The following is a 23,355-nucleotide window of genomic DNA, read 5'->3' as shown; positions in this document are numbered from 1 at the left end:
GCAGTTCAATGTGACAGCCCTTTTTGTCATTTGTAATAGAAGAAAACTAATTAAAAACCGATAGTAAAAAGTGCAATCACTATGGCGAGTCCTATTATAACGAGTATTGTGGTTATAATTCCAGCATACTTCAACCGTCCTTTTTCTTTAGATTTGAAACCTAAAATCCCAAATATAATACTAGTTATCAAAAGGATAGGACCTAAGATGAAGGATACATAAGCCCATACTATCTGACTTCGGGATTCACCAACATCTCTAAAAAGTAAAATAATCAGTAATGCTCCTATGATACTTAAAACAAGTGAAAACAAACTATATTTACTCCTCAAGGTATCACCCCTAAATAATAAAATCTCGAGTGCATACTATCTATATGAACAAAAACCTTTTTATACCCACTCAAAAAAACTTACAAGTAAGTTACTAAAATAATGATTTATAATAAGAAGGATCATATTCCTAAATCTTAAAGCAAAGTAAACCACATCCAAAACCTACATTTCCTTGATAAAAAATGAAGTGAAAAAACAACGATTTATACCAAATAATGCTGATAATACTTTTTAGGTATGATTCAAGATAGGACGACTATAATAAATAATTTGAAAAATTGCTTTCCTAGAGTATTTGCTTTTGATAGTCTCGTTTGGACTTCAGTATTTTGACTTCAGACATGACACTTCAACTCATTTCAATTAATAGAATAAAACCAACTTTAGATAAATACATAGAGAAAAAGTGGGTGTGATTTTGAAAGGTGAAAAATTCAAGGAGTTTTTATTTGTATTTGGAACAAATACATTTCTCATGTTGTTCTTTTTTAGTTTTGTGAAAATAAATTGGAATTATGATAATTTATATGATTTAAAACCCTATATAGGTGTCTTAGGGCTTAGTGTTATAATTGGTTATATTGAAAGATCCCAGAATGTTTTATCAAAAAGAAGTTACTATTGGATTAGTATTTGTGCCTTACTCTTTAGTTTAATACTGCATATAGCCTTGACTTCTTAAAGAATTATTTGAATTTGCAACTATACATAGATTTTTAAGTTATAAGAGATCCATACTTTCGCACACTGAATCGTTTATACTGTACTTTTTGATTTGTCCATGTTGTTTGATTTGAATATTTTACCACTTAAAATCATTCTATCAAACTAAAGTGGTTTCAAGATCTTTTTCTAATATTGTTAATACCGTATAAACGTAAAGATGGTCTGTGGGATGTGTTTATTAGGATTTAGGTGGGGGATGACAGTTGTCAAAAGGACTTATTCATCATATTGAGCTTTATGTTTCTGATTTAAAAAGGACTGTTGATTTGGGGCTGGTTTTTAGAGGAATTAGGTTATGAACCTTTTCAAGAGTGGGAAAGCGGGAAGAGTTGGAGCATAGGTGAAATGTATATAGTCTTTGTCCAAGCAGAGGAACGATTTCTTGATGTTCCCTATCATAGGGGGAGAGTAGGCCTTAACCATTTAGCATTTCACGCGATTTCACGTCATCAGGTTGATGATATGACTCAAAAATTAAGGGACAAAGGAGTAAGCATTCTCTATACTGACACTCACCCATTCGCTGGTGGAAAGGAGCATTATGCTGTTTACTTTGAAGACCCAGATAGAATGAAAGTTGAATTGGTGGCACCTTAAGTATTTTCCATTATAGGGGAGTTAGTTTGATAAGATGAAGGAGAATTGCTAAGCAACCGCACTATATGATAAGGAGCTAACGACATCTATCTTTAGCTGTAGGTAGCCCTTTATCAGGTATTAGAGAAGGAATAATTATTATAAGAATAGGGATGAGAATTGCCGCTTCCGTTTTTCGGATTTTTCTCGTGTTCCTCTTGTTTAATGTGTTCAACCTCAAGGGTAATAGCATGAAGTAATATAAATGCACCAATAACTTGAATCCAGCTACCGACCAATAGAATCCGTTCTCCAAGTATACTTTTTTCGTTTAAAACGTAAATATTACCGATCGCTGCTAAAAAAGATCCTAAAGAAATGAAGCTATTTCCTATTATCGCAAGTTCCCTATAGGATGAATCCTCTTCAAGGAATGCACCTACTGCTTCAAAAGCTGCGCCAAGACCTTGGACTCCACTGCCAAGGGTATCTATTTTTACTCCCTCTTCCTCAGCACCATTTAGTTCAATACTTACTCCAACTGCATTTGTACTATTACCAGCGGCCTCAAGCCAAGCACCGAAGATAGTATATATTTGTGCTAGCTCCCTCTCTGGTTTTAAAAGCTTAGTTCTCCCGATGGCTTGCAACGAATTTCCGAATGCTTCAATCCCATTTCCTTTTACGATTAAATCTTTCCCCTGATCGCTATGGGTAAAAGTTTGCTGGGTCTGCCCGATTGTATCAATAAGTGAACCAATACCTAGTACCCATGCTCCTGAAAGAAGGAGGTCTTCTCCACGAAATGTCATATTCCCAAACGCTCCTTAAAAGAGGTTATTTTATATTATTCATAAACCAGTGTATGTTTACATAAACCTTCAAAGCCCACGTTTTAGGAATGATAGGTAGCCCATCGTTTGAAATTAACCGAATTGTTTTTTATTAATAGAAGGTAAAAACCTAGTCTTGTTCAACTAACAAGTGTTTGTTGGGAGTCCTCATTAATAACCGTTAAAAGTACACTTGAAAGTTCCTTTTTGTCTGCAGTAATCTCAAGTTTGTCAACTCGTTTTAAAACCAAGTGATAACAATTTATTTGAAGTCGGTTGGGTTACTTGCCTTTTTACTTCACGGTAAGATGGAGAGAGTGTAACAATAAAGTCTTCCTCTCCAATAGAAAATTAATATTGTTTTATTGTAATAAAACGGTAAACCTTTCGCGGTAGTATCAAATAATGTAGGTTCTTAACCAAAATTTGAATATTAAATAATAAAGATGAGTCTTTATCTAAATGGTTTATTATTCTTTGGTTCCGATTTTTACCGGTGTACCTTTATCGTTTATACCCTAATTAATTCATCAAGCCTTGTTGAAAGGCATAACTTGTTAGTTGAACTCGATTATCTAAATGAAGTTTACTTAAAATGTTTTTCAGATGACTTTTAACCGTATGTTCTGAAATAAAAAGAGTCTCTGAAATTTCTCTATTTGATAAACCTTTGGCCACTAATTGTAGTACTTCTAATTCTCGCGTAGACAAAGGTGTTTTCTCTTTAGTCATTGTGCTTTGAGGGAAGTCCTTTAAGATTTGAAAGGCGATTTCTTTTGACATAGGTACCTCATCTAAAGCAAAAGCTTTTAAATATTCATACCATGCCTCCGATTGAATGTTTTTTAATAAATAGCCTTGAGCTCCTTTTTTTAACGCATCAAATAAATCTGTGATATCATCTGAAACCGTAATCATCACAATTTTCACATATGGAAATTTAAGTTTTATTCTCTTAGTTGCTTCTAGTCCGTTCATTACTGGCATTTGAATATCCATTAGAATAATATCAGGCATTAATTCTTCGGTAAGTTTAATCGCTTCTTCTCCATTTTTCCCTTCTCCTATAATAAGAAAGTCTTTATATTCTTCTAAGATTTCTCGAATTCCTTCTCTTGCATGAGAGTGATCATCAACAATTAGTATTCGAAAAGGTTGCATTTACTTGTTCTCCTTTTTTAATTCAATGATGGTTTCATTATCTAGTCTCTTCATAGAAAATTCCCATTCCATATCTCTGGCTCTATCTTTAATGATTTGTAGTCCATAGCCCTTGCTAGACTGAATCGTTTCATTTGTGAACCCTATTCCTTGATCTTTGACTTCACAAATCCACCCATTGTCTATTTCTTTTGAATGAATCCATATTTGATTTGTTTTTGCATGTTTGATGACATTCACAACAGCTTCTTTTATACACGCAAATAGTTCTATTTTTTCTTTCGTTGATAGCGTATCTTCTTGTATTCCCCAATCTAACTTAACATCCATCAAATTATTATTCTTAAGTTCTGTTACATACTGATAGATAGTTTCTGTCCAACTAAATGGATCTTCATTCGGTAAGTATTTTAAGTTTGTAATAGCTTGACGAGTATCGTCGTGAACGTGCTGTAACGTTTGCTTAATTTTTTGAAAATCCGAATCATGTTCGAGATGATTCTTTCTTCCAAACTTATTCATTTTTACGGATAAGAGAAATAGAGATTGGGCAATTCCATCATGGAGTACTCTTGCTAACTTTTCTCTCTCAATAAGGGCTGCTTTCTTGGCTTTTTCCGATCTTAGCTCTTCTTGAAATCGTTCTAAAATTGAAAATAAATGCCGTAAGAAGATGAGTGTAACGACAAATACTAGTACAGGCGAAAGAAAATTTCCCATATCCATTGAGATATAAGGAAGAAGGAATGCATGTCGAATGTACTCCCATAACGTGATTGTAACAGTTGGTAGAATTAAAATGAGCCATTTAATTTGTTTATACTTCAAGCCTTCACCTTTTTTCTACATAAAATGTGTCTATATTTTATCATCTGCTCGAACATTTTTTACACTTTTGCTTTAAAATCACTCTTTCGAGTTATTATTTAATCTTTTCATTCTGCCTATAATAATGTAAAGGACGGCTCGAATGGTGAAAGGTTATCTTTCGGAATGACTTTTTCTAATTAAAAGTGAAATTATTAAGTCGATACTGCAGGTGGCACGCACATGTATCCAGTGTTGATTCTTATTCATGTTATTAGTGGTGCCACCAACATTTTGTCGTAAAACACCAATCTAGCATATTTATTGGTAATGATAGTTGTGTTTTCTTACTCTGACCCTGTTCCCCATTTAAATAAATAACTTTCTAAAAAGGGATTTTGGATTGAGGTAACGAAAATACACCTAATTACTTTTATTATCAGAGGGGTAAATTTACAATTTCCGGGATACCCTTAAATTCCAACGGCTTAAGCCTTTACGTGGGAAATTCGATAAAATGTTGTCTGCATCCCTTTTTGGAATGTTTTGGAATAGGAACTAAATTTCATAATTGAAGGACCCCAAAATCAAGAGAAACGACATGATCATGGCTATCATCATTAAATTAGTATAAAAGTTTTTTTAATTTTCTTTACATTGATTGGCTAGACTGACAAAGTGAATCTATTTGAGAGAGAGGATACAAAAGAAATGAAAATAATGCATTACATAATGTTTCTCCTCTTATTATCATTTTGCATGCCAGCTGTATCTGAAGCAGCAAGCACTTTGCAATCTAAAATTGATGAAGCTCCAAAAGGTGCCACAATTGAAATAGAGGAGGGAGAGTATGAGGAAACAGTGGTAATCTCCAAGCCAGTAACCCTGGAAGGAACGGGTAAAGTCCTTCTTCGCTCTTGTGGAGCTGATCCGGTAGTAACCATTCGCGATAAGGGTGTTACTCTAAAAAATATCAAAGTGGAACACTGTGGGGATGAAAAAGAAGACACAGCTATTTATGTTACTGGTTCTAATCATATTCTGGAAGACATTAATATTGAGACTAAGCGTTTCGGCATTAGACTTGACAATGCGAATGACGTGGCAATCCAAGACAGCGAGATTGTTGGCATAAATCGAGGTAATGGAATCGATTTATGGAAATCCAACCGAAATAAGTTTGAAAACCTTAATATAACCAATGTTTCTGACGGAATTTATTTAGAGCAAAGCAATGAGAATACTTTACGTGAGAATAACATTCAAAAATCCCGTTACGGTATGCATCTCATGTTTTCCAATGATAATATACTTGACGAAAATGTATCGAGAGCAAACACAACAGGCACGGAGTTGATGGAATCAAAACGGACAGTCGTTAGTAATAATAAGTTTTCTTCTAATAACAATAGTGTGAATGCTCAAGGACTGTTAATTTATTTGGCTTCTGATACTGAGGTGACTGGAAATGAGTTTATTTCCAATCGAGTAGGCATTTTTATCGAAGAAGCTGAAAATAACCGATTGGATTCCAATAAAATCATGGATAATTTTACCGGAGTTCAGTTTTTAAAATCGAATGGTAATAAGGCAGTAAATAATACATTCGTTGGAAACGTCAACGATGCACAGGCAATAGAAAGTTCAAATAATCAAGTAGATAGGAATTATTGGGACGCCGCAAGCAAGGTTGATGTAAATGGAAATGGCGAGAGCGAAATTGTATTTACTGCTGACCCATATTTTCTTACCTTGACGGCCGATGTTCCGGAATATCAGCTTTTTTTTCAAGCACCAGGAATTATCCTGTTACAAAATATGTTGAAAAGTCCGGCTGAACAGTTATTAATAGATTCAGCCCCTCTAATGGACATGACAATGGAAGTAGAAAAAGAACAATCATCGAGTTTTAGTTTATGGATTATGAGTGCAGTGATGATTTTAGCCAGTTTTAGTCTATTTATACTTGGGAGGAAAAGAAGATGAAGAAAAAACTATTTAGTTTTATTGCATTGGCAGGAATAATTATGAATCTCACAGCATGTGGAAATGATGAGGTTAAACCTGTTGCGATTAATGAAACAACGGACACTTGTGCTACATGTACTATGGCTGTTATTGACGACCAACATGCTACCGAAATTATTTTGAAAAATGGTAAATCTATGGTTTTTGATGATGTAGGCTGTATGTATGAATGGGTTCATAATAATAAAAATAAACAAATTGATGCTCAATTTGTCCGTGATTACAACGATAAAGAGTGGATTTTAGGGGAAGATGCAACTTATGTATACAATCCATCGGTTAAAACACCAATGGCCTATAATGTATTATCGTTTAAAGATAAAGCTTCCGCTGAGGAGTTTGCTACTGCAAATGAAGGTAGTACGCTAATGACGGCAAACGATTTAGCTGACTATGGTTGGGAGCAAAACCATGAAATGATGCAGAAACAAGATATGAAGGACCATTCACATTCAGACGGTGCTGAAGATAGTCATAGTGATGATTCTCATTAAAAGAATAGGGGCCAGCTCCGTTTTCGGGCGGTCCCTTTTACTTTATCAGGTATCAGATTGTTATATATGAGGTAAATTGTGAACTGAATTTTAGACATTTAAGATACTTAGGTAGAAGAATGTTCGAAAAGAGGAATGAAGATGTGGAATATTTGGCGCTCTGAACTGCGCATGACGGTACGACAGCGATCTTATTATTCTTTTTTTGGCTTATGGGTCGCTGTATTATCTCTCTTATTTTTATTGCAAAGCAGCGCTCCCTCCTTAACTGGATATACCAATACGACTGGTACTGTAGTCAATGTCGCTTTATATATCATTCCGCTTTTCATGTTGATCATTGGTTCCTTTTCAATCGCCAATGAAATGGAAAATGGACAATGGCGGTTGTTGAATACCTATCCGTTATTTACATTGTCGTACATAGTAGGGAAAATAGGTGGTCAATTCACGGCTCAAGCGATCGTATTCACGTTCAGTTATGGAATTAGCTTAGCAATAGGTCTAGTGAGTGGGAGTGTTTTTTCCAGTGAATGGCTTTTATCTATTTACTTTTTCTCTATTACTCTTATTTTTTTCTTTCTCATCCTTGGTATAACAGTAGGGTGTATCGTATCGACAAGGTGGCAGGCGTTATCAATTTCAGTCAGTATCTGGTTTTTCCTAATCATGATTTGGCCGACTGCATTAATTGGTATTTTAGGTTTGCTCCCTTATCCATGGATTGCCCCATTGATGAAATTTGCCTTATTTGCCAATCCTGCTGAAATCATTCGAGTGTCCTTTGTCATGTCACTTGATGGAGGAGCAGTTTTTGGACAAGCATATGATTCACTTGTGACTTTCTTAGACTCTCCTTTCGGAATCATTATCTATATTTTATATGTCATTGGATTTTTGACACTGACGTTATTATTTTCGATGCTCATGCTAGAATGGAGGAAAAGGCGATGACAGGATTAAAAGTGGACGGTGTCTCGAAGGTTTATAAGAAAAAGACGGCATTATATCCATGTTCTTTTGAAGTAATGGAGGGAACTTGCGTTGTATTATGCGGTGGAAATGGTGCTGGCAAAAGTACATTACTGCAAATAATTGCGGGTATTCTTTATCCATCAAGTGGTACAACTTCTATAAACGGAAGAGTAATTAAATTCGATCGAGAGAACTATTTAACCGAAATCGGTTTCATGCCTGATGATTTCCATGCCCAGGAAATGATGACAGTTGAAGAGTTCCTTAGTTTCTATGGATCTTTACGGAAAGTGAAAAGAGATAGGATTAATGAAGTAATGGATTTAATAGGCCTTGGTGATAAGAAACGTGAATTAGTAAAAAGTTTGTCTAAGGGTATGAGGCAGCGCCTATTATTCGGTCAATCAATTTTAGCCAAACCGAACGTTTTGCTACTGGATGAACCGACAAATGGATTGGATCCCTACTGGGTAAACCGGTTCGTTGAAATTCTTAATCAGATTAAAAAAAATGGTACAATTATCGTTTTTTCTACCCATATGATGGATGTAGCAGCCGAGACGGGCAACGTTATTCTGTTTATGAAACAGGGGGAAGTCATTCAGACAATCAAGAATGAAAACAAAGTAGAAGAGACGACGATGAAATTGTTGAAGCTTCATCGCCAATGAAAATAGAATTTGTCAGGATTTTTTTAAAGATACAACTATAAGTGCAAAGATGACGACATTCCTGTTGAGTGCAGATATTAATCTCAACTGTTGCCATCCATAAGTCATGCTTTTGATTCTTTGAAACAAGCAAAATAATCCCGGTTGGGATTTTGTGGGAAAATGTAAGGTTTTAAAGAATCTCAAACTATAACTATATAAATGCATGGCAAAGACTGCTGCTATCTGAAACAGTAGGAAGAGAATAGCAGCAATAAAAAAGTAGATACAAAACAAAAAACATACTGAGTTATACTCTTGATGGGGGTTTAGAAGTGAAAAAAGGCAATTATAATCGGTTATGGCAATGGCATTTCTATGCAGCATTATTTATCGCACCACTACTGATTACATTAACACTAAGTGGCATTGGATATTTATTTTATACAGATGTAGAAAATAAAGCTTACGATGATTTATTCTTTGGAGAAAGCGAAAAAACGGAACAATTAACGATTGATGAAGGCATTAAGAAGGCGGTAGAGCAATACAAAGGCTATTCTGTCTCGAAAGTTATTTTATTAGATGATCCGTATAATACACGCTTAACGATGACAAATGAAGATGGCGACCAAAAATATGTATTCTTAGATGATAATTATGAAATGGTCGGTAGTCAAAGTGCGAAACATACATTTTCAAATGTTATGAGAGAGACACATAGTTCACTTTTTGTAGGTGGAACTGTTGTAAATTATTTAGTTGAATTAGCTGCATGCTGGGCAATCTTCTTGCTGTTTACTGGTCTTTACATGACCTTTAAGGGAAGGGCATTGAAGAAGATACAGAATCCAACGAAGCGACAAAAAAATAAAAAATTGCATGCGTTAGTGGGAACAATTATTACAATTCCCATGATTATCGTTATTTTTACCGGCTTACCTTGGTCAGCATTTATGGGCAATTTTATATACTCAGCAGCTCAAGAGCATCCTTCTATTGGGATTCCAACACTAAAACAACAGCCGCCAACTTCGGATATGAGTGAAATTCCATGGGCTACTCGTAAAAATGAGGCACCCACATCAAGCGAGTCTCATGCACATCATGGTGATATGTCTGCTATGCCAGGTATGTCAAATGACAGCAGTATGTTAAGTGTCGAACAATTGATCAATAAGGTTGAGGAAGCTCATATTTCGAAACCTTATTCAATTATATATCCAGCGACTGAAGATGGTGTATACACTGTATCTAAGGGTAGTAATACTGGTGTGACCGGTTTAGACGTTAGCCCGTATGATGAAATGACAACCTATTTCGATCAATATAGTGGAAACTTGATTTCAAAAGTGAGCTATCAGGATTATGGCATTTTAGCAAAATGGTTTACATGGGGGATTCCATTACATGAAGGTCATTTATTTGGCTGGCCAAATAAACTGATTAACTTATCAGTTTGTCTCTCCTTCCTATTCGTCATTTTTTGGGGAATTAAAACGTGGCTATCTCGTAAAAAAGATGGTAAATTCTCAGCTCCACCAAAAGCTTCAAGTGGTCTTTCGGTTGGCTTTATTATCTTTATGGTAGTTTTAGGGTTAGCTATGCCATTATTCGGGATTTCTTTAATCGTGGTGGTTATTATTGAAGGGATTATTTATCTTCTCAATAAAGAAAGAAAGTGACAATTGCAAATTAATCTTTATTAAGAATTGAACACCGTGCGTTACCTTAACTAATAGAAGTTGATATTTTATTAACAAAAGAGATTTCCTCTAAATCATGAAAGTATATTAAAGTTTAAAGTATTACAAGGTAAAGAAAATGTAGGAAATAATTCTATTAAATAAGAATCAAATCAAAGACAATAACATAATCATCACCACTAAATCTATTAAATTCCGGTATGCAATCGAATACCGGAACTTTTGTATGCACTTTAGGCATAATATGGAATCCTTATATTGAACTAATCTGCCCCTTTATTTCCATAGAGCGGAACAAGGAAGGGTTAAGTGTTTAGTGCTTTTTTTAGAGCCTTAATCCCATCAATTACACTTATTATATTTTCCTCATTATTTAATTTGGTTCTTGCATGGAGCAAAACTGGTCTAACAGATTCCACCGAACGTCCAAAATCGTACATCCATTCATATCTTGGAACCATCCANTGGTGGGTAGTCATTGTAAAAGTAATAAACATGTTCTATTCCTAACACTTCCCTTTGAGCTTTTCTAATCTTAGATAATAAGTTTATGTATTCAGCCTTTTCTAAGTCATTTAATACATCAAAGCATTTAATATGGCGTTTAGAGGCTAAAATAACTAAACCTTCAATTGGATATGCAACGTCTTGGTGAGCATGAAAATATTCAGTTTCAACTATTGCACCTCCATCCGGTTCTATTTCACCACTTGTTATAGCACAACTTAAACTTTTGACTTCAACTGTTTTTCCATTAGACAAAGTAATTCCCCTCATAATTCCCTTCAAAAACAAAATATTATCTCTATTAGAACTATCCTACTCCAATACTACAACAAGAGAATCAACAACATCCTTTACCAGATACAGAGCCAATTGTTATCAAGATGAGGAAAGTTAGTTATATTTTAACTTTCAAATTATTGGTATAATGTAGGCAATTGTCTAGAGGTGGTGAAATTGTAAGTGAAATACATTTTTCAAATAGTAATTGCTACGCTGTTTCTTTTGTTATTTACATTTTGTACGTGGTACGAAGGAAGCGAAATTTTAGATAGCCCGCGGGAATGGAAAAATTCAACTCACTTTTCACAGATGTTGAATGATCAAGTTGTGGATGCAAATGATATTTCAGATTTAGATTATTTTGTATATGCAGCTAAATTCAAACCATTATTTCCTAGCCTAATGATAATTACAGCCCTATATATAATCATTCTTTTGGGAGCGATGCTATTTAAAAGAAGTGCCAAAAAAATAGCTTTATTTCTTTCTGGTTTGGGAGTACTTTTACTACTTTTAAGCAGATTGGTATCTAATTCCCCGACTGCAGGGGGAGGTTTCTTCAATACTTTTTTTCTGACAAGTGGAATTATATCCGTACTAATTGCTGCCTTATATTATTATCAAATGCCAGAAAGACATAAGACTGGAGTATAAATGTACTTTATGTCTTTTGGAGTTAACTGAGCATTATTGGACGAATTAGCTGCTATTCATAAGCAGCTTTTTTTGTGCCGAAGCCTTTTGAATAACCCTTAATCAATCAAAATGTCATTTTTATATTTATTTTGCGTGGATAACAAATAAAGGATCATATATATTAGCCTGACTAATATGCATGACCTTTTTATATTTTTCAAATATATCCTTCAAGAAGTTGTTATGGTAATAATACGCGATGGAAAGATAATAGATAATGACAAAGACGTTAATGTGAAGGGTGTTCGTTAGTTCAACACTGGGGGAATAGTTAAGAAAAATAGCAGGGAAATAAGCATAATAAAACGAATATTAATATATAATTGAAACAAAAATTTCAAGTAAGAAGGTAACTTATGCTGAATATAATAACTCTCCTTTCAAGTTATTTAATTGGTTCAATCTCATTTGCTTTGGTTATCGGTAAATTGTTTTATAAAACCGATATTCGAGGATATGGGAGTGGGAACCTTGGAGCCACTAATACGTTTAGGGTTTTAGGAAAAAGAGCAGGAACTGCAGTAGCTATTGCGGATATATTAAAAGGTACTGTTGCTTGCCTACTCCCACAAATCTTTAATTCAACGGTTTCTCCTATATTGTGTGGCATACTCGTCATATGTGGACACGCGTTTCCTATCTTCGCAGGCTTTAAAGGTGGTAAGGCAGTGGCTACATCAGCAGGAGTGTTTATATTTTTATCTCCATTAGGTACATGTACTGCATTTATTGTGTTTCTTATTAGTTTGTTAACTTCTAAATATGTGTCTCTTAGTTCAATTTTAGCTAGTATTTCAATTTGTATTTACAGTTTTATATTTGAAGACAAGCTAATTATAGCACTCTCATTATTTATTAGCTTATTCGTCATTATTCTTCACAGAGAAAATATTAAGAGAATATTGAAGGGTACGGAAACTAAAGTAGGTAAGAAGAAATAATAGATTTGTCTAGCTAAACTAACAGGTGTACTGTATAGAGTGGTTGCTGAGACACCCTTTTTTTACTGATATAACGGAGCAGATTAGTTTAATAAATAATCGTAAATCAATGGTATTTTACTTAATCGGTGTTTGAGGGGATTGGAAATTCTAACATCTCTTTGAATACATGGAAAACTGTCAGTTACATACAAATGTTTACGGCTCGCTCAATATTCTAAAGTAAATATAACACCATAATCTAAGGAGCCAGACATGAAAAAAAGAGTTAGCTTATTAATAGGCGTGATAGTAGTCGGTATCATTGCCTCGATAGCATTAGTGTATCAAAATACAAAAAAAGAGGTTGCCAGTAAAAGGCCGTTTCCTCAACATACAGTCTATCAATCTGGAACAATAAAACCAGACCATGTGTCACAAGAGGAGATGGATGATGAAGTAGCTGATTTTTATAAAACATGGAAAAAAAAATATCTTAAGCAGCCTGTTGATAAAAATGATGAGTATTATATTTTTTACAATGATAAGGGGTATGCAGAGCCAAAAAACGCTGTTACCGTTTCCGAAGCGCATGGTTATGGGATGATGATAACCGCAATCATGGCGGGAAAGGATCATAAGGCCAAACAAAACTTTGATGGTCTTTATAGATTTTACAAGGCGCATAGCAGCAAAAATAATCCATCTTTAATGGCTTGGCAACAGGTAAAGAATAAAAAGGGAGAAATTATTAATACGCCAGGGGATGCCGATTCAGCAACTGATGGTGATATGGACATCGCTTATGCGTTATTATTGGCTGATCAGCAGTGGGGAAGTAAAGGGGATATCGACTATCTTGCTAGAGCCAAAGACATTATTGAGGCCATCATGTTGAATGAAATAAATCAGTCTCAGTCTCTTATAAAACTAGGAGACTGGGCGGAAGATAAAGATCATGTTTACGGGCAATCAACTCGTTCATCAGACCTTCTTCTAAATCATTTGAAGTCATTTGAGACCGCAACAGGGAATCATAAATGGAGAGATGTAACGGATGAGGCTTATACGATTATTCATTCTATTTATACAACAAAAAGTGACAATACCGGTCTTATACCTGATTTCATTGTACAATCTAAGGGAGTTTATCAGCCGGCTCAAGCTGATTTTCTAGAGGGGCCAAATGACGGTAATTATAGCTGGAACAGCAGTAGAATTCCTTGGCGCTATACGATTGATTACTTACTAACCGGTGACACTAGAGCGTTGGGGCAAATACAAAGGATGAACAATTGGATTAAAGAGGAAACACATGGAAATCCAGAAAATATTCAATCTGGCTATATGCTAAATGGAAAAGCGGTTGAGGAAGGAAATAGTACAAGCTTTGTTGCTCCATTCATGGTGAGCGCCATGGTTGATTCATCTAATCAGCTATGGATCAACAAATTATGGAGCAGAACGATTCAGGAACACGACGATGATGACTATTTTGCTAATACGATTAAATTACAGACAATGATTGTGGTTTCGGGTAACTGGTGGGCCCCAGAATCCAACACATAAATGTAACAAGAAGTTCGATATATAAATTAACATTTTAGATTCTTTTTCAACTAAGGTGCTTGGGACATTAGTTTAAGAGGAAGCTTCAAAGAGCACCCTAAATATGATTATTGGAAAATCCATTGTTTAAAATAACAGAAGCTATAAAAAGGAGTTTGATGATAAATGACAAAGGTTACACCATTCTTAATGTTCCAAGGAAATGCAGAAGAAGCCATGAATTATTACACATCTTTAATCGAAGATTCGGAAATAACCAGCATTACTCGGTATGGAGCAAATGAAGCAGGTGCTGAGGGAAGCGTCATGAAAGCTGCCTTTACGTTAAAGGGTCAGGAGTTTATGTGCATCGACAGTAATATCAAGCATGAATTTACATTTACACCTTCTTTTTCATTGTTTATTACATGTGATACTGAAGAAGAAATTGACAGGATTTATGAGAGTTTAACAGATGGTGGAGGAGTACTAATGCCATTAGCTGATTATTCCTTTAGTAAGAAATTCGGCTGGGTAGCTGATAAGTTCGGTGTTTCTTGGCAACTTACTCTTCCAATATAAATAATGATTGATGTAGAAAAGGTCACTAAATTAGTGGCTTTTTTTCATGGAATAATAGAAGTGTTTTCATAAGGATTCGTGTTTATAGGTTTTTTCCATTCCTTAGCACTTTGTCACACAGGTGGCCGTTATGATTGGATTACCCCTGTAGAGGCATCCATTCTCATGGCCCAAAAGATTCCTGACAGTGAGTTGGTTATTTTTGAGAAAAGCTGTCACTACCTGTTCATTGATCAAAATAGCGAATTCATCTTGAGAATTTCCTCATTCATAAATAAAAGATTTGGACTGCAAAAAATTGTGAACACTGAGGTTAGTAAATATGAAGGTTCAATAAGCAGGCATTAGACAATCAACTTAAACCGAGCATTAGTAAGATAGATCCAAGATAAACCGTTTGTACTGTGAAGGAATTAATTATATATTAATCCTAGAGTACCTTTATTCATGGATTAAAGTATGATGGGTAAGAAAAGAAAAGCTCGGAGGAGAAATTATGAAAAATATTAGTGCAGAACAAGAATACCGTGAACAAATCAAACAAGAGGGACTAACAGTTGGGATTTTTACGACTACATGGTGTCCAGACTGCAAACGTTTAGACATGTTCATCGATGAAATCACTCAAGAACATCAAGATAAACAGTGGTTTACAATCGATCGTGATGAGTTCCCAGAGATTTCTGAAGAGCAAACGGTTATGGGAATTCCATCTTTATTAGTATTTAAAAATGGTGAAAAGATTGCTCATTTGCATAGTGCAAACGCTAAAACTCCAGAGGCAGTGAACGAATTTTTAAATAACCTATAAAAACATGGTAAAGTAAACCCCGCATGATGCTATTATGTGGGGTTTACTTTTTTTTAGAAATTTTTTCTAGAAATAACTTGATTTTTATAATGAAACGAGTTTTAATTATAGATACCGAATATCCATTATGGATATTAAATATCCATATACATACTTGAAGAGGTGAACTGATTTGCAATTAACAAAAGGGGTCGAGCAAGCTATATGCATCATTGTTATACTCTCTACCCAGGATAAAAATGTACCGCTTTCGTCTAATGAGATCAGCAGGAGATTAGAGGTGTCTCCTTCTTATTTGAAAAAAATCATAAGGAAATTGGTCGTTAAGCAGATAATCACTTCCGTTCCTGGTAATAATGGCGGCCTTTCTCTTGCCAAAAGTGTAGATAAGATTAAAAACCTTGAAATTATTGAAGCGATGGAAGGACCCATTTCGATGTTTCCGGATACGGGACTTATAGAAAAAGCGTTTAAAGATGGAGAGTATGCAGAGAAGGGGATGGACGTCCTTCGACGGATGTTTTCTCAGGCGGATGAACTTTTAATGGAGTTCTTTTCCAGACAAACAGTAGCAGATTTGCTTAAAGAGAGCTTTGGCACCACGGACATACCGACTCTTAATTGGAATTCGGCGTCATTGAGTGAAGTACTGCGGAAAAAGAAAGGTGAAAAAGAGTGAACATGCTTAAACAAGAATGGAAGCTTTTCCTTACAAATCGAAAACTGGTCGGTGTCGCAATCGTTTTACTGTTCGTTCCGATTATTTATGGGGGGTTATTCCTTAGTTCTGCTTGGAATCCATACGGAAATACAGGTAAATTGCCTGTTGCAGTCGTGAATAAGGACGTGAAGGCGGAGTATGAGGGTAAAACCTTAACTGTCGGTAATGAGCTAGTCGAGCAATTAAAGGACAATGATGATTTAGAATGGCATTTCGTAACGGAAAAAGCGGCGAAAAAAGGGTTTGATGATGGTACATATTATATGGTCGTCACCATTCCAGAGGACTTTTCGAAAAATGCTTCAACCGTCATGGATGATAAGCCAAAAAAAATGAATTTAACGTATGACGTGAATCCTGGTCGCAGTTTTGTTTCTGAAACGGTCGGAAAACAGGCAACGAATAATTTGAAAACGGAAATTGCTGAAAGTGTCACAAAAGAATATGCTGAAGCGATCTTCTCACAACTGGATGAAATCGGAGATGGATTCGGCGATGCAGCAGACGGGGCATCAAAACTGGATGAGGGTGCTGAAAAACTGCATGATGGAAACAAAGAAGTGACGGAAAATCTGAATAAATTAGCTTCCAGTACATTAACTTTTAAAGATGGAGCGAATAAGCTTCAAATTGGCGTTGGCGAGTTTTTAGAAGGAGCCAATAAACTTGAAAGTGGCGCGTCGGAATTAAATAAAGGAATTTCACAATACACTTCCGGTGTCGGTCAGTTGCAAAAGGGTGCGGACGAACTCGCATCAGGCACAGGGGAATTAACTAATAATAGTGAAGCACTTATACAAGGTTCATCCCAACTTTCCACTGGGCTGGCCAAAGTGGTTCCAGGAGCCCAAACTTTAAATACTGGATTGGCACAAGCGCAAACAGGCAGTGCGAATTTGAATGATGGGTTGAATCAATTATCACAAAATGCAAGCCAGCTGACAGACCAATCGACAGGAATCCCAAAAATGGCAGCAGGTCAGCAGAGTTTAAATGAGGGAATCAATAAATTGGCAGAAGGAAGCCAGGCGTTAAATGACGGCCTGAAAAAAATGGATGGCCAATTGCCTGGAGAAGAACAGCTGAGTCAGCTTAAGCAAGGACTGACAAGCATTCAAAGCGGTGTAAATCAATTGCAAGAAGCGGTTCCAGCAGGAAGCGGCACGTCCGGTACCGTATCTGGCATTACTGAAGATCTCCAGAATAGCCAAGCAGCTTTAACGGAACTTCAATCAACGATAGCGAATAATGGACAAAGAATAATCAATGCCGTTCAAAACACGGAAGCATTCAAAAGCATGACCAGTGAACAACAATCCGAATTAATCGGAGCCATTCAAAATGAACTTCAAACCCAGGCGGAAGCACAAAAACAAATTGCATCGACTCTTGCTGCAAGTGTATCCGACTTATCAACGCAATTAACAGATAAAGTAATGCCAGTATTGAATGGATTAGGCCAGCTTCCAGAACAAGTGGCCAATTTAAATAATGCGGTGAATAAAGTCAATCCAAACGCCGTTTCAGCGTTAAACGGATATACGGCAATAAGGAACGCGCTGGAAGAACAATTGATTCCTGGTGCAACCCAATTAAATAGCGGCTTGAATGAAGCTGTTGAAGGCAGCAATCAATTAACGGCGGCAACACAAAGTCTAAATGAAAAGACACCAGAACTAGTGAAGGGGATCAACCAGTTAGCACAAGGCGGTTCCTCGTTAAATAATGGCCTATCAAAACTAACTGAGGGTTCTGGTCAGTTGGTTGATGGAGTTTCACAACTTCAAGCAGGGTCATCCTCCTTTGGGAATGGTCTTGAGAAGTATGCATATGGTGTTAGCCAAGTTGGCGAAGGGGCAAACAAACTTGCTAATGGGGCCAATCAACTGAATGCCAACTCAGCGGCCTTGAACGAGGGCTCATCAGCACTTGTTAAAGGCACTGAACAATTGGCAAGCAATCTGCCTACTTTAAGCAATGGAGTCATCCAGCTTGCCGATGGCGCAGGTAAGATCAATAAAGGTTCATCAGCACTTGCTGAAGGTTCCGGTAAATTGGGTGATGGAATCTCCTCACTAAAAGATGGAACGGTTGAACTTTCGGAAAAATTAAGTGATGGTGCAGAAGAAATAAGTGAAAATAAAACAACCGATGATAATTACAGCATGATTGCTGAACCGACACAGGTTAAAGAACAAAAAAGCAGTGACGTTCCTAATTATGGTCATGCTCTGGCTCCTTATGTATTATCTCTTGGGTTATTTGTAGGAGCTATTGCCTTCAATATGGGATTCCCGACAGGGTTGCCTTCTACAAGACCTACATCAGGAGTGGCATGGTGGTTCAGTAAATTTACGGTCCTATTTATCCAAGCAACGCTTTCAGCATTAGTGTTGGATGCGATCATGATTTGGGGAATGGATTTACAGGTCGAAAATATGGGGCAATTCATTGGGGTTTCCATACTGACTTCACTTACCTTCATGTTCATCGTTACCTTCTTGACTGTAGGATTTGGAAATCCAGGTCGTTTATTGGCGATGATATTCCTTGTATTACAGCTAGGTGCAAGCGGAGGAATGTTCCCTGTGGAGTTGACCAATAACTTCTTCAGTTCGGTTCACCCGTTCATACCCATGACATACTCTGTCATGGGCTTCCGTCAAGCGATGAGTACGAGCCTTGGAGCCGGTGCATTGACAACCAGTATAGTGTTCCTGACTGGATGCATAATTGTATTTAACCTACTCTTATTGCTAACAATGGTCATCAGGAAGCGCAAAGAACACAATGTTGAGCTGGATGCATAAATTTATAAAGAAAACCCCCGGTGCAATGCGCCGGGGGTTTTCTTCATTATGATGGTTCATCCGTGTCCTTTTCTTTTTCAATGACTTTCAATCCATTTTCCCCTGAATTTTCAATCACATGTTTAAGGATGGATAGTTTGTTATCCCAAAATTGATCGTAAAAAGAAAGCCACTGTTTCAACTCCGCTAAAGGTTCTGGCTGAAGCCGAAAGCGTTTCTCTCTTCCGACCTTCCGGCCACTGACCAATTCAGCTTCAGAAAGGATATGAAGATGCTTGGCAATCGCTGTACGGCTCATGGAAAAGTGAGAAGTGATTTCTGAAATGGGTAAATCCCCTTCAGCAAGCAATTGCAGGACCTTTCTGCGGGTAGGGTCTGCAATAGCCTGAAATACATCATGCTTTTCTGCTGCAGACACTTAGCCCTCAACAGCCTTTTTAAGTTTTTGATTAACGATCTGTTCCCAGCCATGTGCCATTCTATCGCGAATGATCGAGCTTTTTTCGTTCGGTTTCGGAAGAATCGTGTCAGGCTCTTTCCAACCGCCATGAATAAGGGTAAACTCCGTTTTGCCATCCAGTTCTTTTAAAATGAACGAAACGATCCAACCATCCGTATCCCAGGAGAACGAGAGCCGATGTGGAGCATCTATCTCTAATACTTTACAAGGTGATGGGCCAAAAGGTGATTGTACATGGAACTCCTGTCCCACTTTCGGCTGAAAATCATTTGGCATGAACCATGAAGCTATACCCTCGGCAGTCGAAACTGTATCCCAAACTTTTTGGATGGGCGCTTCAAGAATAACCGTCTTTTTGACATCTTGTAGTGTATTCTGATTTGATTCCATAATAATTCTCCTTTTTTATCATAAATATAAAACCATTTGGTTTCGCTTTTGTTGATTATATAAAACCATTTGGTTTCATGTCAATGATAACTTGTCTCCATGCATTTATTTTTATTCATGATTTTAGAGAAATACTGCGCTTAAAACAATCCAGCCCGTTTGCTTAATTACCCAATTCTTCAATTTGGTTTGCCAGGCTTGTTATATTCTCGATGGATTTCATTATCTCTGAATTTTCTAGTGCCTCGGGGTCGAATTGACCATTTTCAATATTATTTAGGTATAAATCAATTCCATCTGACAGCTGTTGGTTAGAACTGACGATTTTTTCATGGATGCTTTCTGCTATTTGGGGTGGTTCAGTTGCATTGAATTCTTCAATCTCCGTTTTCATCAGTTGTAGTTCTTTTTCAAGATTTTCTCTTGCTTCGGTATCAGTGGCGGCATCTTGGGACAATGCGGGCACTTCATTGGCAAATTCCTTAACTGTACTTACATACCCTGTCGCATTATCTGCATATTCCAATGATGAATTGACTTCTCCCAAAAGCGAGCACCCGCTTAATGTAAGGATGGACATAAAAGCAATGGCTATAATTTTTTTCATATGTTCCTCCAATGTGATTTTATAGTGATGATTAGATGGGTAAGAATCTTTTTTTATAAATCGCTGCTATGGAATTCAGTATAAAGCTAGGGATTTTCTTCGGGAAAAATGACTTCGAATAGAAGAGATGAAAAGCACTTTTCAAGTCGTGCCACTGATTGCAGGATTTCACTTGCTTAAACCTTGCAACATCAATGATCTTCACCTTTTTTTCAGAAGTGATAAAGATGTTTCTTAAATGGATATCTGAAGGATTTAATCCCTCTTTCCTTGCTAATTGTAATGCATGGTCAATCTCTTTTATGTTTTCTTCCGTTATCGGGATTCCTAATGTTAAACATTCAAAAAGAGTGTTGCCTTCGATGTGATCTATAACTAAATAATTCTCACCCGCATCATAAAGAGTAGGATAGTAGTCGATAGATTGAACAGTTTGGTATATCTCAGCTTCTACTTTAGCCGTGTGAGTATGGTTCGGAAAAAACACTTTCATTGCTTTATTGGTAGAATGTATTCTAAATACATAAGCACTTCGGCCTTTTCCAATAAGTGATAAAGAATGATCGGCATCTAGTAATGTATTATTTTTATCATGAGAAATCTTGACACTTTGAGCTAATTCACTATATTGCTGCATACTTTTCACCTCTATTAGTAGTATTATCGCTTCAAATTTTTTTCAATAAAAAAGACGGTATAACCGATTGTTGGTTATACCGTCTTTAAAAATTAAAAGACCTCACCAAATAATCGGCAAGGTCTTGCAAACAACTGAAAATTAGTTGCCAATAAAGCCGAGGATAAAATCCTGTATTGACGACTTTATTGTATAGCTACTCCCCTTAACAGAAGGATTCCTATAAGTATATATAAGTAATTATATAGTTTATTATGACAAAGCGTCAAACAAAAGGATTGGACGTCTTACTCTACATATATATTCCGGACTTTTTTTAAAAATGTGCATTTATTTAGTCGAACGTTAATTATTATTTCAATTGGAGATAGGCTGTTCTGAAGTAAGTATTAAATTCAAAACTAAATCTTCATATTTTTTCTAAATAACTCCTCTGGAAGTGGGTTTTTTTTGCATTCATCATTAATTCTGCTCGGTTTTTATTTGTCATCCAATAGCGTATTTTTTCCGTTTTAACTTTGGGACGTGGACTATATTACAATTATATCTATTTGATTACTTAAATGTCTGTTAGATTACTATTTAGTTAAAATCGATTCTATAGATCTGAAGACACTAGGAAATATGATATATTTTTAAAGGAATAAGTATAAATACCTATAACGCAACTATGATTCTAACCGATATTTAAAAAAATGGTAAAAATATAATTCTTTAGTAGGGAGAATGGGATGAAGAAATTAATTATACCGACTTTCTGTTTTGCAGTATTGTCTACAGTTGCTTTCGAAGAAAAAATATCTGCAGCTCCACTACCGGCAGAACAAATAAATACTATAGAAACTAGTAACAAGTATGTAAATGTAAGTTCAGGCTCGCTCAATATGCGGAAAAGTGCATCTGAAAACGCCGGCGTAGTAGCGAAGCTGATGAAAGGTACGCAGGTAACGGTGTATTCGGAATCTAACGGTTGGGCGAAGATCAAAGCCGATGGAAAAGAAGGATATGTCAGTACCAAATATCTATCGACAACGAAGACTGTAACGGTAANAGGATATGTCCAAATATCTATCGACAACGAAGACTGTAACGGTAACCACAGCTACTACCGCAGTTAAAACGACAACGAAATATGTAAACGTAAGTTCCGGAACACTCAATATGCGAAAAAGTGGGACGGAAACTGCCAGCATAGTTGCGAAGCTTTCGAAAGGCATGCAGGTAACGGTATATTCGGAATCCAAAGGGTGGGCGAAGATCAAAGCCAATGGAAAAGAAGGATATGTCAGTACTAAATATCTATCGACAACGAAGCCTGTAACGGGTTCCACACCATCCGCCCCTGTTAAAACGGCGACGAAATATGTAAATGTAAGTTCTGGGACGCTTAATATGCGAAAAAGTGGAACGGAAACTGCCAGCATAGTTGCGAAGCTTTCGAAAGGCATGCAGGTAACGGTATATTCGGAATCCAAAGGTTGGGCGAAGATCAAAGCCAATGGAAAAGAAGGATATGTCAGTACTAAATATCTATCGACAACGAAGCCTGTAACGGGTTCCACACCATCCACCCCTGTTAAAGCGACGACGAAATATGTAAATGTAAGTTCTGGGACACTCAATATGCGAAAAAGTGGGACGGAAACTGCGAGCATAGTCGCGAAGCTTTCGAAAGGCACGCAGGTAACGGTGTATTCGGAATCTAAAGGTTGGGCGAAAATCAAAGCTAATGGAAAAGACGGGCATGTCAGTACCAAATATTTATCGACAACAAAGCCTGTAACGGGATCCACACCATCCACCCCTGAAAAAACGACGACGAAATATGTAAATGTAAGTTCTGGGACGCTCAATATGCGAAAAAGTGGAACGGAAACTGCTAGCATAGTAGCGAAGCTGTCGAAAGGTACGCAGGTAACGGTGTATTCGGAATCTAAAGGTTGGGCGAAAATCAAAGTTAATGGAAAAGAAGGACATGTTAGTACCAAATATTTATCGACAACAAAGCCTGTAATGGGATCCACACCATCCACCCCTGAAAAAACGACGACGAAATATGTAAATGTAAGTTCAGGGACGCTCAATATGCGGAAAAG

The 23,355-nt window shown here is 36.5% G+C and carries 20 protein-coding genes and 4 pseudogenes; 15 read left to right on the top strand and 9 right to left on the bottom strand.

Going from position 1 to position 23,355, the window contains the following annotated elements; all coding sequences use genetic code 11:
* Positions 1-1,264: 1,264 nt before the first annotated feature.
* Positions 1,265-1,658 (top strand): annotated as a pseudogene (locus AKG34_RS20570) (VOC family protein).
* Positions 1,659-1,771: 113 nt separating this feature from the next.
* Here AKG34_RS20570 and AKG34_RS20565 read toward each other — a convergent pair.
* The 3 genes from AKG34_RS20565 to AKG34_RS20555 all read right to left on the bottom strand — a co-directional run bounded on the left by AKG34_RS20565 (position 1,772) and on the right by AKG34_RS20555 (position 4,459).
* The gene (locus AKG34_RS20565) at positions 1,772-2,449 is read right to left on the bottom strand and encodes a DUF6944 family repetitive protein (protein WP_053347827.1); all 678 of its coding nucleotides are present in this window, start codon (positions 2,447-2,449) and stop codon (positions 1,772-1,774) included.
* Positions 2,450-2,992: 543 nt separating this feature from the next.
* Complete coding sequence (locus AKG34_RS20560) at positions 2,993-3,631, bottom strand: response regulator (protein WP_053347826.1); 639 nt, start codon at positions 3,629-3,631, stop codon at positions 2,993-2,995.
* A complete protein-coding gene (locus AKG34_RS20555) occupies positions 3,632-4,459 on the bottom strand; it encodes a sensor histidine kinase (protein WP_053347825.1) in 828 nt (275 codons plus the stop codon).
* Between the two features lie 690 nt (positions 4,460-5,149).
* Between AKG34_RS20555 and AKG34_RS20550 the strand changes: the two genes are divergently transcribed.
* From AKG34_RS20550 to AKG34_RS20530, 5 genes are all read left to right on the top strand, one after another.
* The gene (locus tag AKG34_RS20550; protein WP_053347824.1) at positions 5,150-6,424 is read left to right on the top strand and encodes a right-handed parallel beta-helix repeat-containing protein; all 1,275 of its coding nucleotides are present in this window, start codon (positions 5,150-5,152) and stop codon (positions 6,422-6,424) included.
* A complete protein-coding gene (locus AKG34_RS20545; RefSeq protein WP_053347823.1) occupies positions 6,421-6,960 on the top strand; it encodes a nitrous oxide reductase accessory protein NosL in 540 nt (179 codons plus the stop codon). The genes AKG34_RS20550 and AKG34_RS20545 overlap by 4 nt, the downstream gene beginning before the upstream one ends.
* 141 nt (positions 6,961-7,101) lie before the next feature.
* Complete coding sequence (locus AKG34_RS20540; RefSeq protein ID WP_053347822.1) at positions 7,102-7,914, top strand: ABC transporter permease; 813 nt, start codon at positions 7,102-7,104, stop codon at positions 7,912-7,914.
* Complete coding sequence (locus AKG34_RS20535; protein WP_053347821.1) at positions 7,911-8,606, top strand: ABC transporter ATP-binding protein; 696 nt, start codon at positions 7,911-7,913, stop codon at positions 8,604-8,606. The genes AKG34_RS20540 and AKG34_RS20535 overlap by 4 nt, the downstream gene beginning before the upstream one ends.
* Positions 8,607-8,920: 314 nt before the next feature.
* Positions 8,921-10,270, top strand: a complete 1,350-nt coding sequence (locus tag AKG34_RS20530; protein ID WP_053347820.1) for a PepSY-associated TM helix domain-containing protein — start codon at positions 8,921-8,923, stop codon at positions 10,268-10,270.
* Between the two features lie 326 nt (positions 10,271-10,596).
* Here AKG34_RS20530 and AKG34_RS29055 read toward each other — a convergent pair.
* Both AKG34_RS29055 and AKG34_RS20525 read right to left on the bottom strand, forming a co-directional pair.
* Positions 10,597-10,755 (bottom strand): annotated as a pseudogene (locus tag AKG34_RS29055) (HIT family protein); the annotation flags it as partial.
* Position 10,756: 1 nt separating this feature from the next.
* A pseudogene (locus AKG34_RS20525) lies at positions 10,757-11,068 on the bottom strand (HIT family protein); the annotation flags it as partial.
* Between the two features lie 189 nt (positions 11,069-11,257).
* Here AKG34_RS20525 and AKG34_RS20520 point away from each other — a divergent pair.
* The 7 genes from AKG34_RS20520 (at position 11,258) to AKG34_RS20485 (ending at position 19,165) form a co-directional block, all read left to right on the top strand.
* A complete protein-coding gene (locus AKG34_RS20520; protein ID WP_053347819.1) occupies positions 11,258-11,731 on the top strand; it encodes a YjdJ family protein in 474 nt (157 codons plus the stop codon).
* A 398-nt stretch (positions 11,732-12,129) separates the two neighbouring features.
* Positions 12,130-12,714: a glycerol-3-phosphate 1-O-acyltransferase PlsY gene (gene plsY / locus AKG34_RS20515; protein ID WP_053347818.1), complete on the top strand. Its 585-nt coding sequence runs from the start codon at positions 12,130-12,132 to the stop codon at positions 12,712-12,714.
* A gap of 255 nt (positions 12,715-12,969) precedes the next feature.
* Complete coding sequence (locus tag AKG34_RS20510) at positions 12,970-14,262, top strand: family 8 glycosyl hydrolase (RefSeq protein WP_053347817.1); 1,293 nt, start codon at positions 12,970-12,972, stop codon at positions 14,260-14,262.
* A gap of 165 nt (positions 14,263-14,427) precedes the next feature.
* A complete protein-coding gene (locus AKG34_RS20505; protein WP_053347816.1) occupies positions 14,428-14,823 on the top strand; it encodes a VOC family protein in 396 nt (131 codons plus the stop codon).
* Between the two features lie 496 nt (positions 14,824-15,319).
* Positions 15,320-15,634 (top strand): thioredoxin family protein, encoded by a 315-nt coding sequence (locus tag AKG34_RS20495; RefSeq protein WP_053347814.1) that lies wholly within the window; start codon positions 15,320-15,322, stop codon positions 15,632-15,634.
* A gap of 172 nt (positions 15,635-15,806) precedes the next feature.
* A complete protein-coding gene (locus AKG34_RS20490; RefSeq protein WP_053347813.1) occupies positions 15,807-16,313 on the top strand; it encodes an RrF2 family transcriptional regulator in 507 nt (168 codons plus the stop codon).
* Between the two features lie 2 nt (positions 16,314-16,315).
* Positions 16,316-19,165 (top strand): YhgE/Pip domain-containing protein, encoded by a 2,850-nt coding sequence (locus AKG34_RS20485; protein WP_053347812.1) that lies wholly within the window; start codon positions 16,316-16,318, stop codon positions 19,163-19,165.
* A 46-nt stretch (positions 19,166-19,211) separates the two neighbouring features.
* Here AKG34_RS20485 and AKG34_RS20480 read toward each other — a convergent pair whose 3' ends face one another.
* The 4 genes from AKG34_RS20480 to AKG34_RS20465 form a co-directional block, all read right to left on the bottom strand.
* Positions 19,212-19,583: an ArsR/SmtB family transcription factor gene (locus AKG34_RS20480; protein ID WP_053347811.1), complete on the bottom strand. Its 372-nt coding sequence runs from the start codon at positions 19,581-19,583 to the stop codon at positions 19,212-19,214.
* The gene (locus tag AKG34_RS20475; protein ID WP_053347810.1) at positions 19,584-20,015 is read right to left on the bottom strand and encodes an SRPBCC family protein; all 432 of its coding nucleotides are present in this window, start codon (positions 20,013-20,015) and stop codon (positions 19,584-19,586) included.
* 163 nt (positions 20,016-20,178) lie between these two features.
* Positions 20,179-20,622, bottom strand: a complete 444-nt coding sequence (locus AKG34_RS20470; RefSeq protein WP_053347809.1) for a DUF6376 family protein — start codon at positions 20,620-20,622, stop codon at positions 20,179-20,181.
* 31 nt (positions 20,623-20,653) lie between these two features.
* On the bottom strand, positions 20,654-21,259 hold the full coding sequence (locus AKG34_RS20465; protein WP_053347808.1) for a protein kinase family protein: 606 nt from the start codon (positions 21,257-21,259) through the stop codon (positions 20,654-20,656).
* A gap of 731 nt (positions 21,260-21,990) precedes the next feature.
* On the opposite strand from AKG34_RS20465, the pseudogene AKG34_RS29480 reads away from it, so the two are divergent.
* Both AKG34_RS29480 and AKG34_RS29765 read left to right on the top strand, forming a co-directional pair.
* Positions 21,991-22,309, top strand: a pseudogene (locus tag AKG34_RS29480) (SH3 domain-containing protein); the annotation flags it as partial.
* Positions 22,310-22,315: 6 nt separating this feature from the next.
* The coding region (locus AKG34_RS29765; protein WP_161804959.1) for an SH3 domain-containing protein at positions 22,316-23,355 on the top strand (1,040 nt) is incomplete at its 3' end.

The organism is Peribacillus butanolivorans (assembly GCF_001273755.1).
GTDB classification, from domain to species: domain Bacteria; phylum Bacillota; class Bacilli; order Bacillales; family DSM-1321; genus Peribacillus; species Peribacillus butanolivorans.
This window is presented reverse-complemented; position numbering and strand designations above follow the sequence as displayed.

Bases quoted from the DNA above. Each gene is read 5' to 3' on its own strand.
- AKG34_RS20505 (WP_053347816.1), top strand. From the start codon at position 14,428: ATGACAAAGGTTACACCATTCTTAATGTTCCAAGGAAATGCAGAAGAA.
- AKG34_RS20540 (WP_053347822.1), top strand. From the start codon at position 7,102: ATGTGGAATATTTGGCGCTCTGAACTGCGCATGACGGTACGACAGCGA.
- plsY (WP_053347818.1), top strand. From the start codon at position 12,130: ATGCTGAATATAATAACTCTCCTTTCAAGTTATTTAATTGGTTCAATC.
- AKG34_RS20535 (WP_053347821.1), top strand. From the start codon at position 7,911: ATGACAGGATTAAAAGTGGACGGTGTCTCGAAGGTTTATAAGAAAAAG.
- AKG34_RS20475 (WP_053347810.1), bottom strand. From the start codon at position 20,015: ATGGAATCAAATCAGAATACACTACAAGATGTCAAAAAGACGGTTATT.
- AKG34_RS20510 (WP_053347817.1), top strand. From the start codon at position 12,970: ATGAAAAAAAGAGTTAGCTTATTAATAGGCGTGATAGTAGTCGGTATC.
- AKG34_RS20565 (WP_053347827.1), bottom strand. From the start codon at position 2,449: ATGACATTTCGTGGAGAAGACCTCCTTCTTTCAGGAGCATGGGTACTA.
- AKG34_RS20470 (WP_053347809.1), bottom strand. From the start codon at position 20,622: ATGAAAAAAATTATAGCCATTGCTTTTATGTCCATCCTTACATTAAGC.
- AKG34_RS20560 (WP_053347826.1), bottom strand. From the start codon at position 3,631: ATGCAACCTTTTCGAATACTAATTGTTGATGATCACTCTCATGCAAGA.
- AKG34_RS20485 (WP_053347812.1), top strand. From the start codon at position 16,316: ATGCTTAAACAAGAATGGAAGCTTTTCCTTACAAATCGAAAACTGGTC.
- AKG34_RS20545 (WP_053347823.1), top strand. From the start codon at position 6,421: ATGAAGAAAAAACTATTTAGTTTTATTGCATTGGCAGGAATAATTATG.
- AKG34_RS20550 (WP_053347824.1), top strand. From the start codon at position 5,150: ATGAAAATAATGCATTACATAATGTTTCTCCTCTTATTATCATTTTGC.
- AKG34_RS20495 (WP_053347814.1), top strand. From the start codon at position 15,320: ATGAAAAATATTAGTGCAGAACAAGAATACCGTGAACAAATCAAACAA.
- AKG34_RS20465 (WP_053347808.1), bottom strand. From the start codon at position 21,259: ATGCAGCAATATAGTGAATTAGCTCAAAGTGTCAAGATTTCTCATGAT.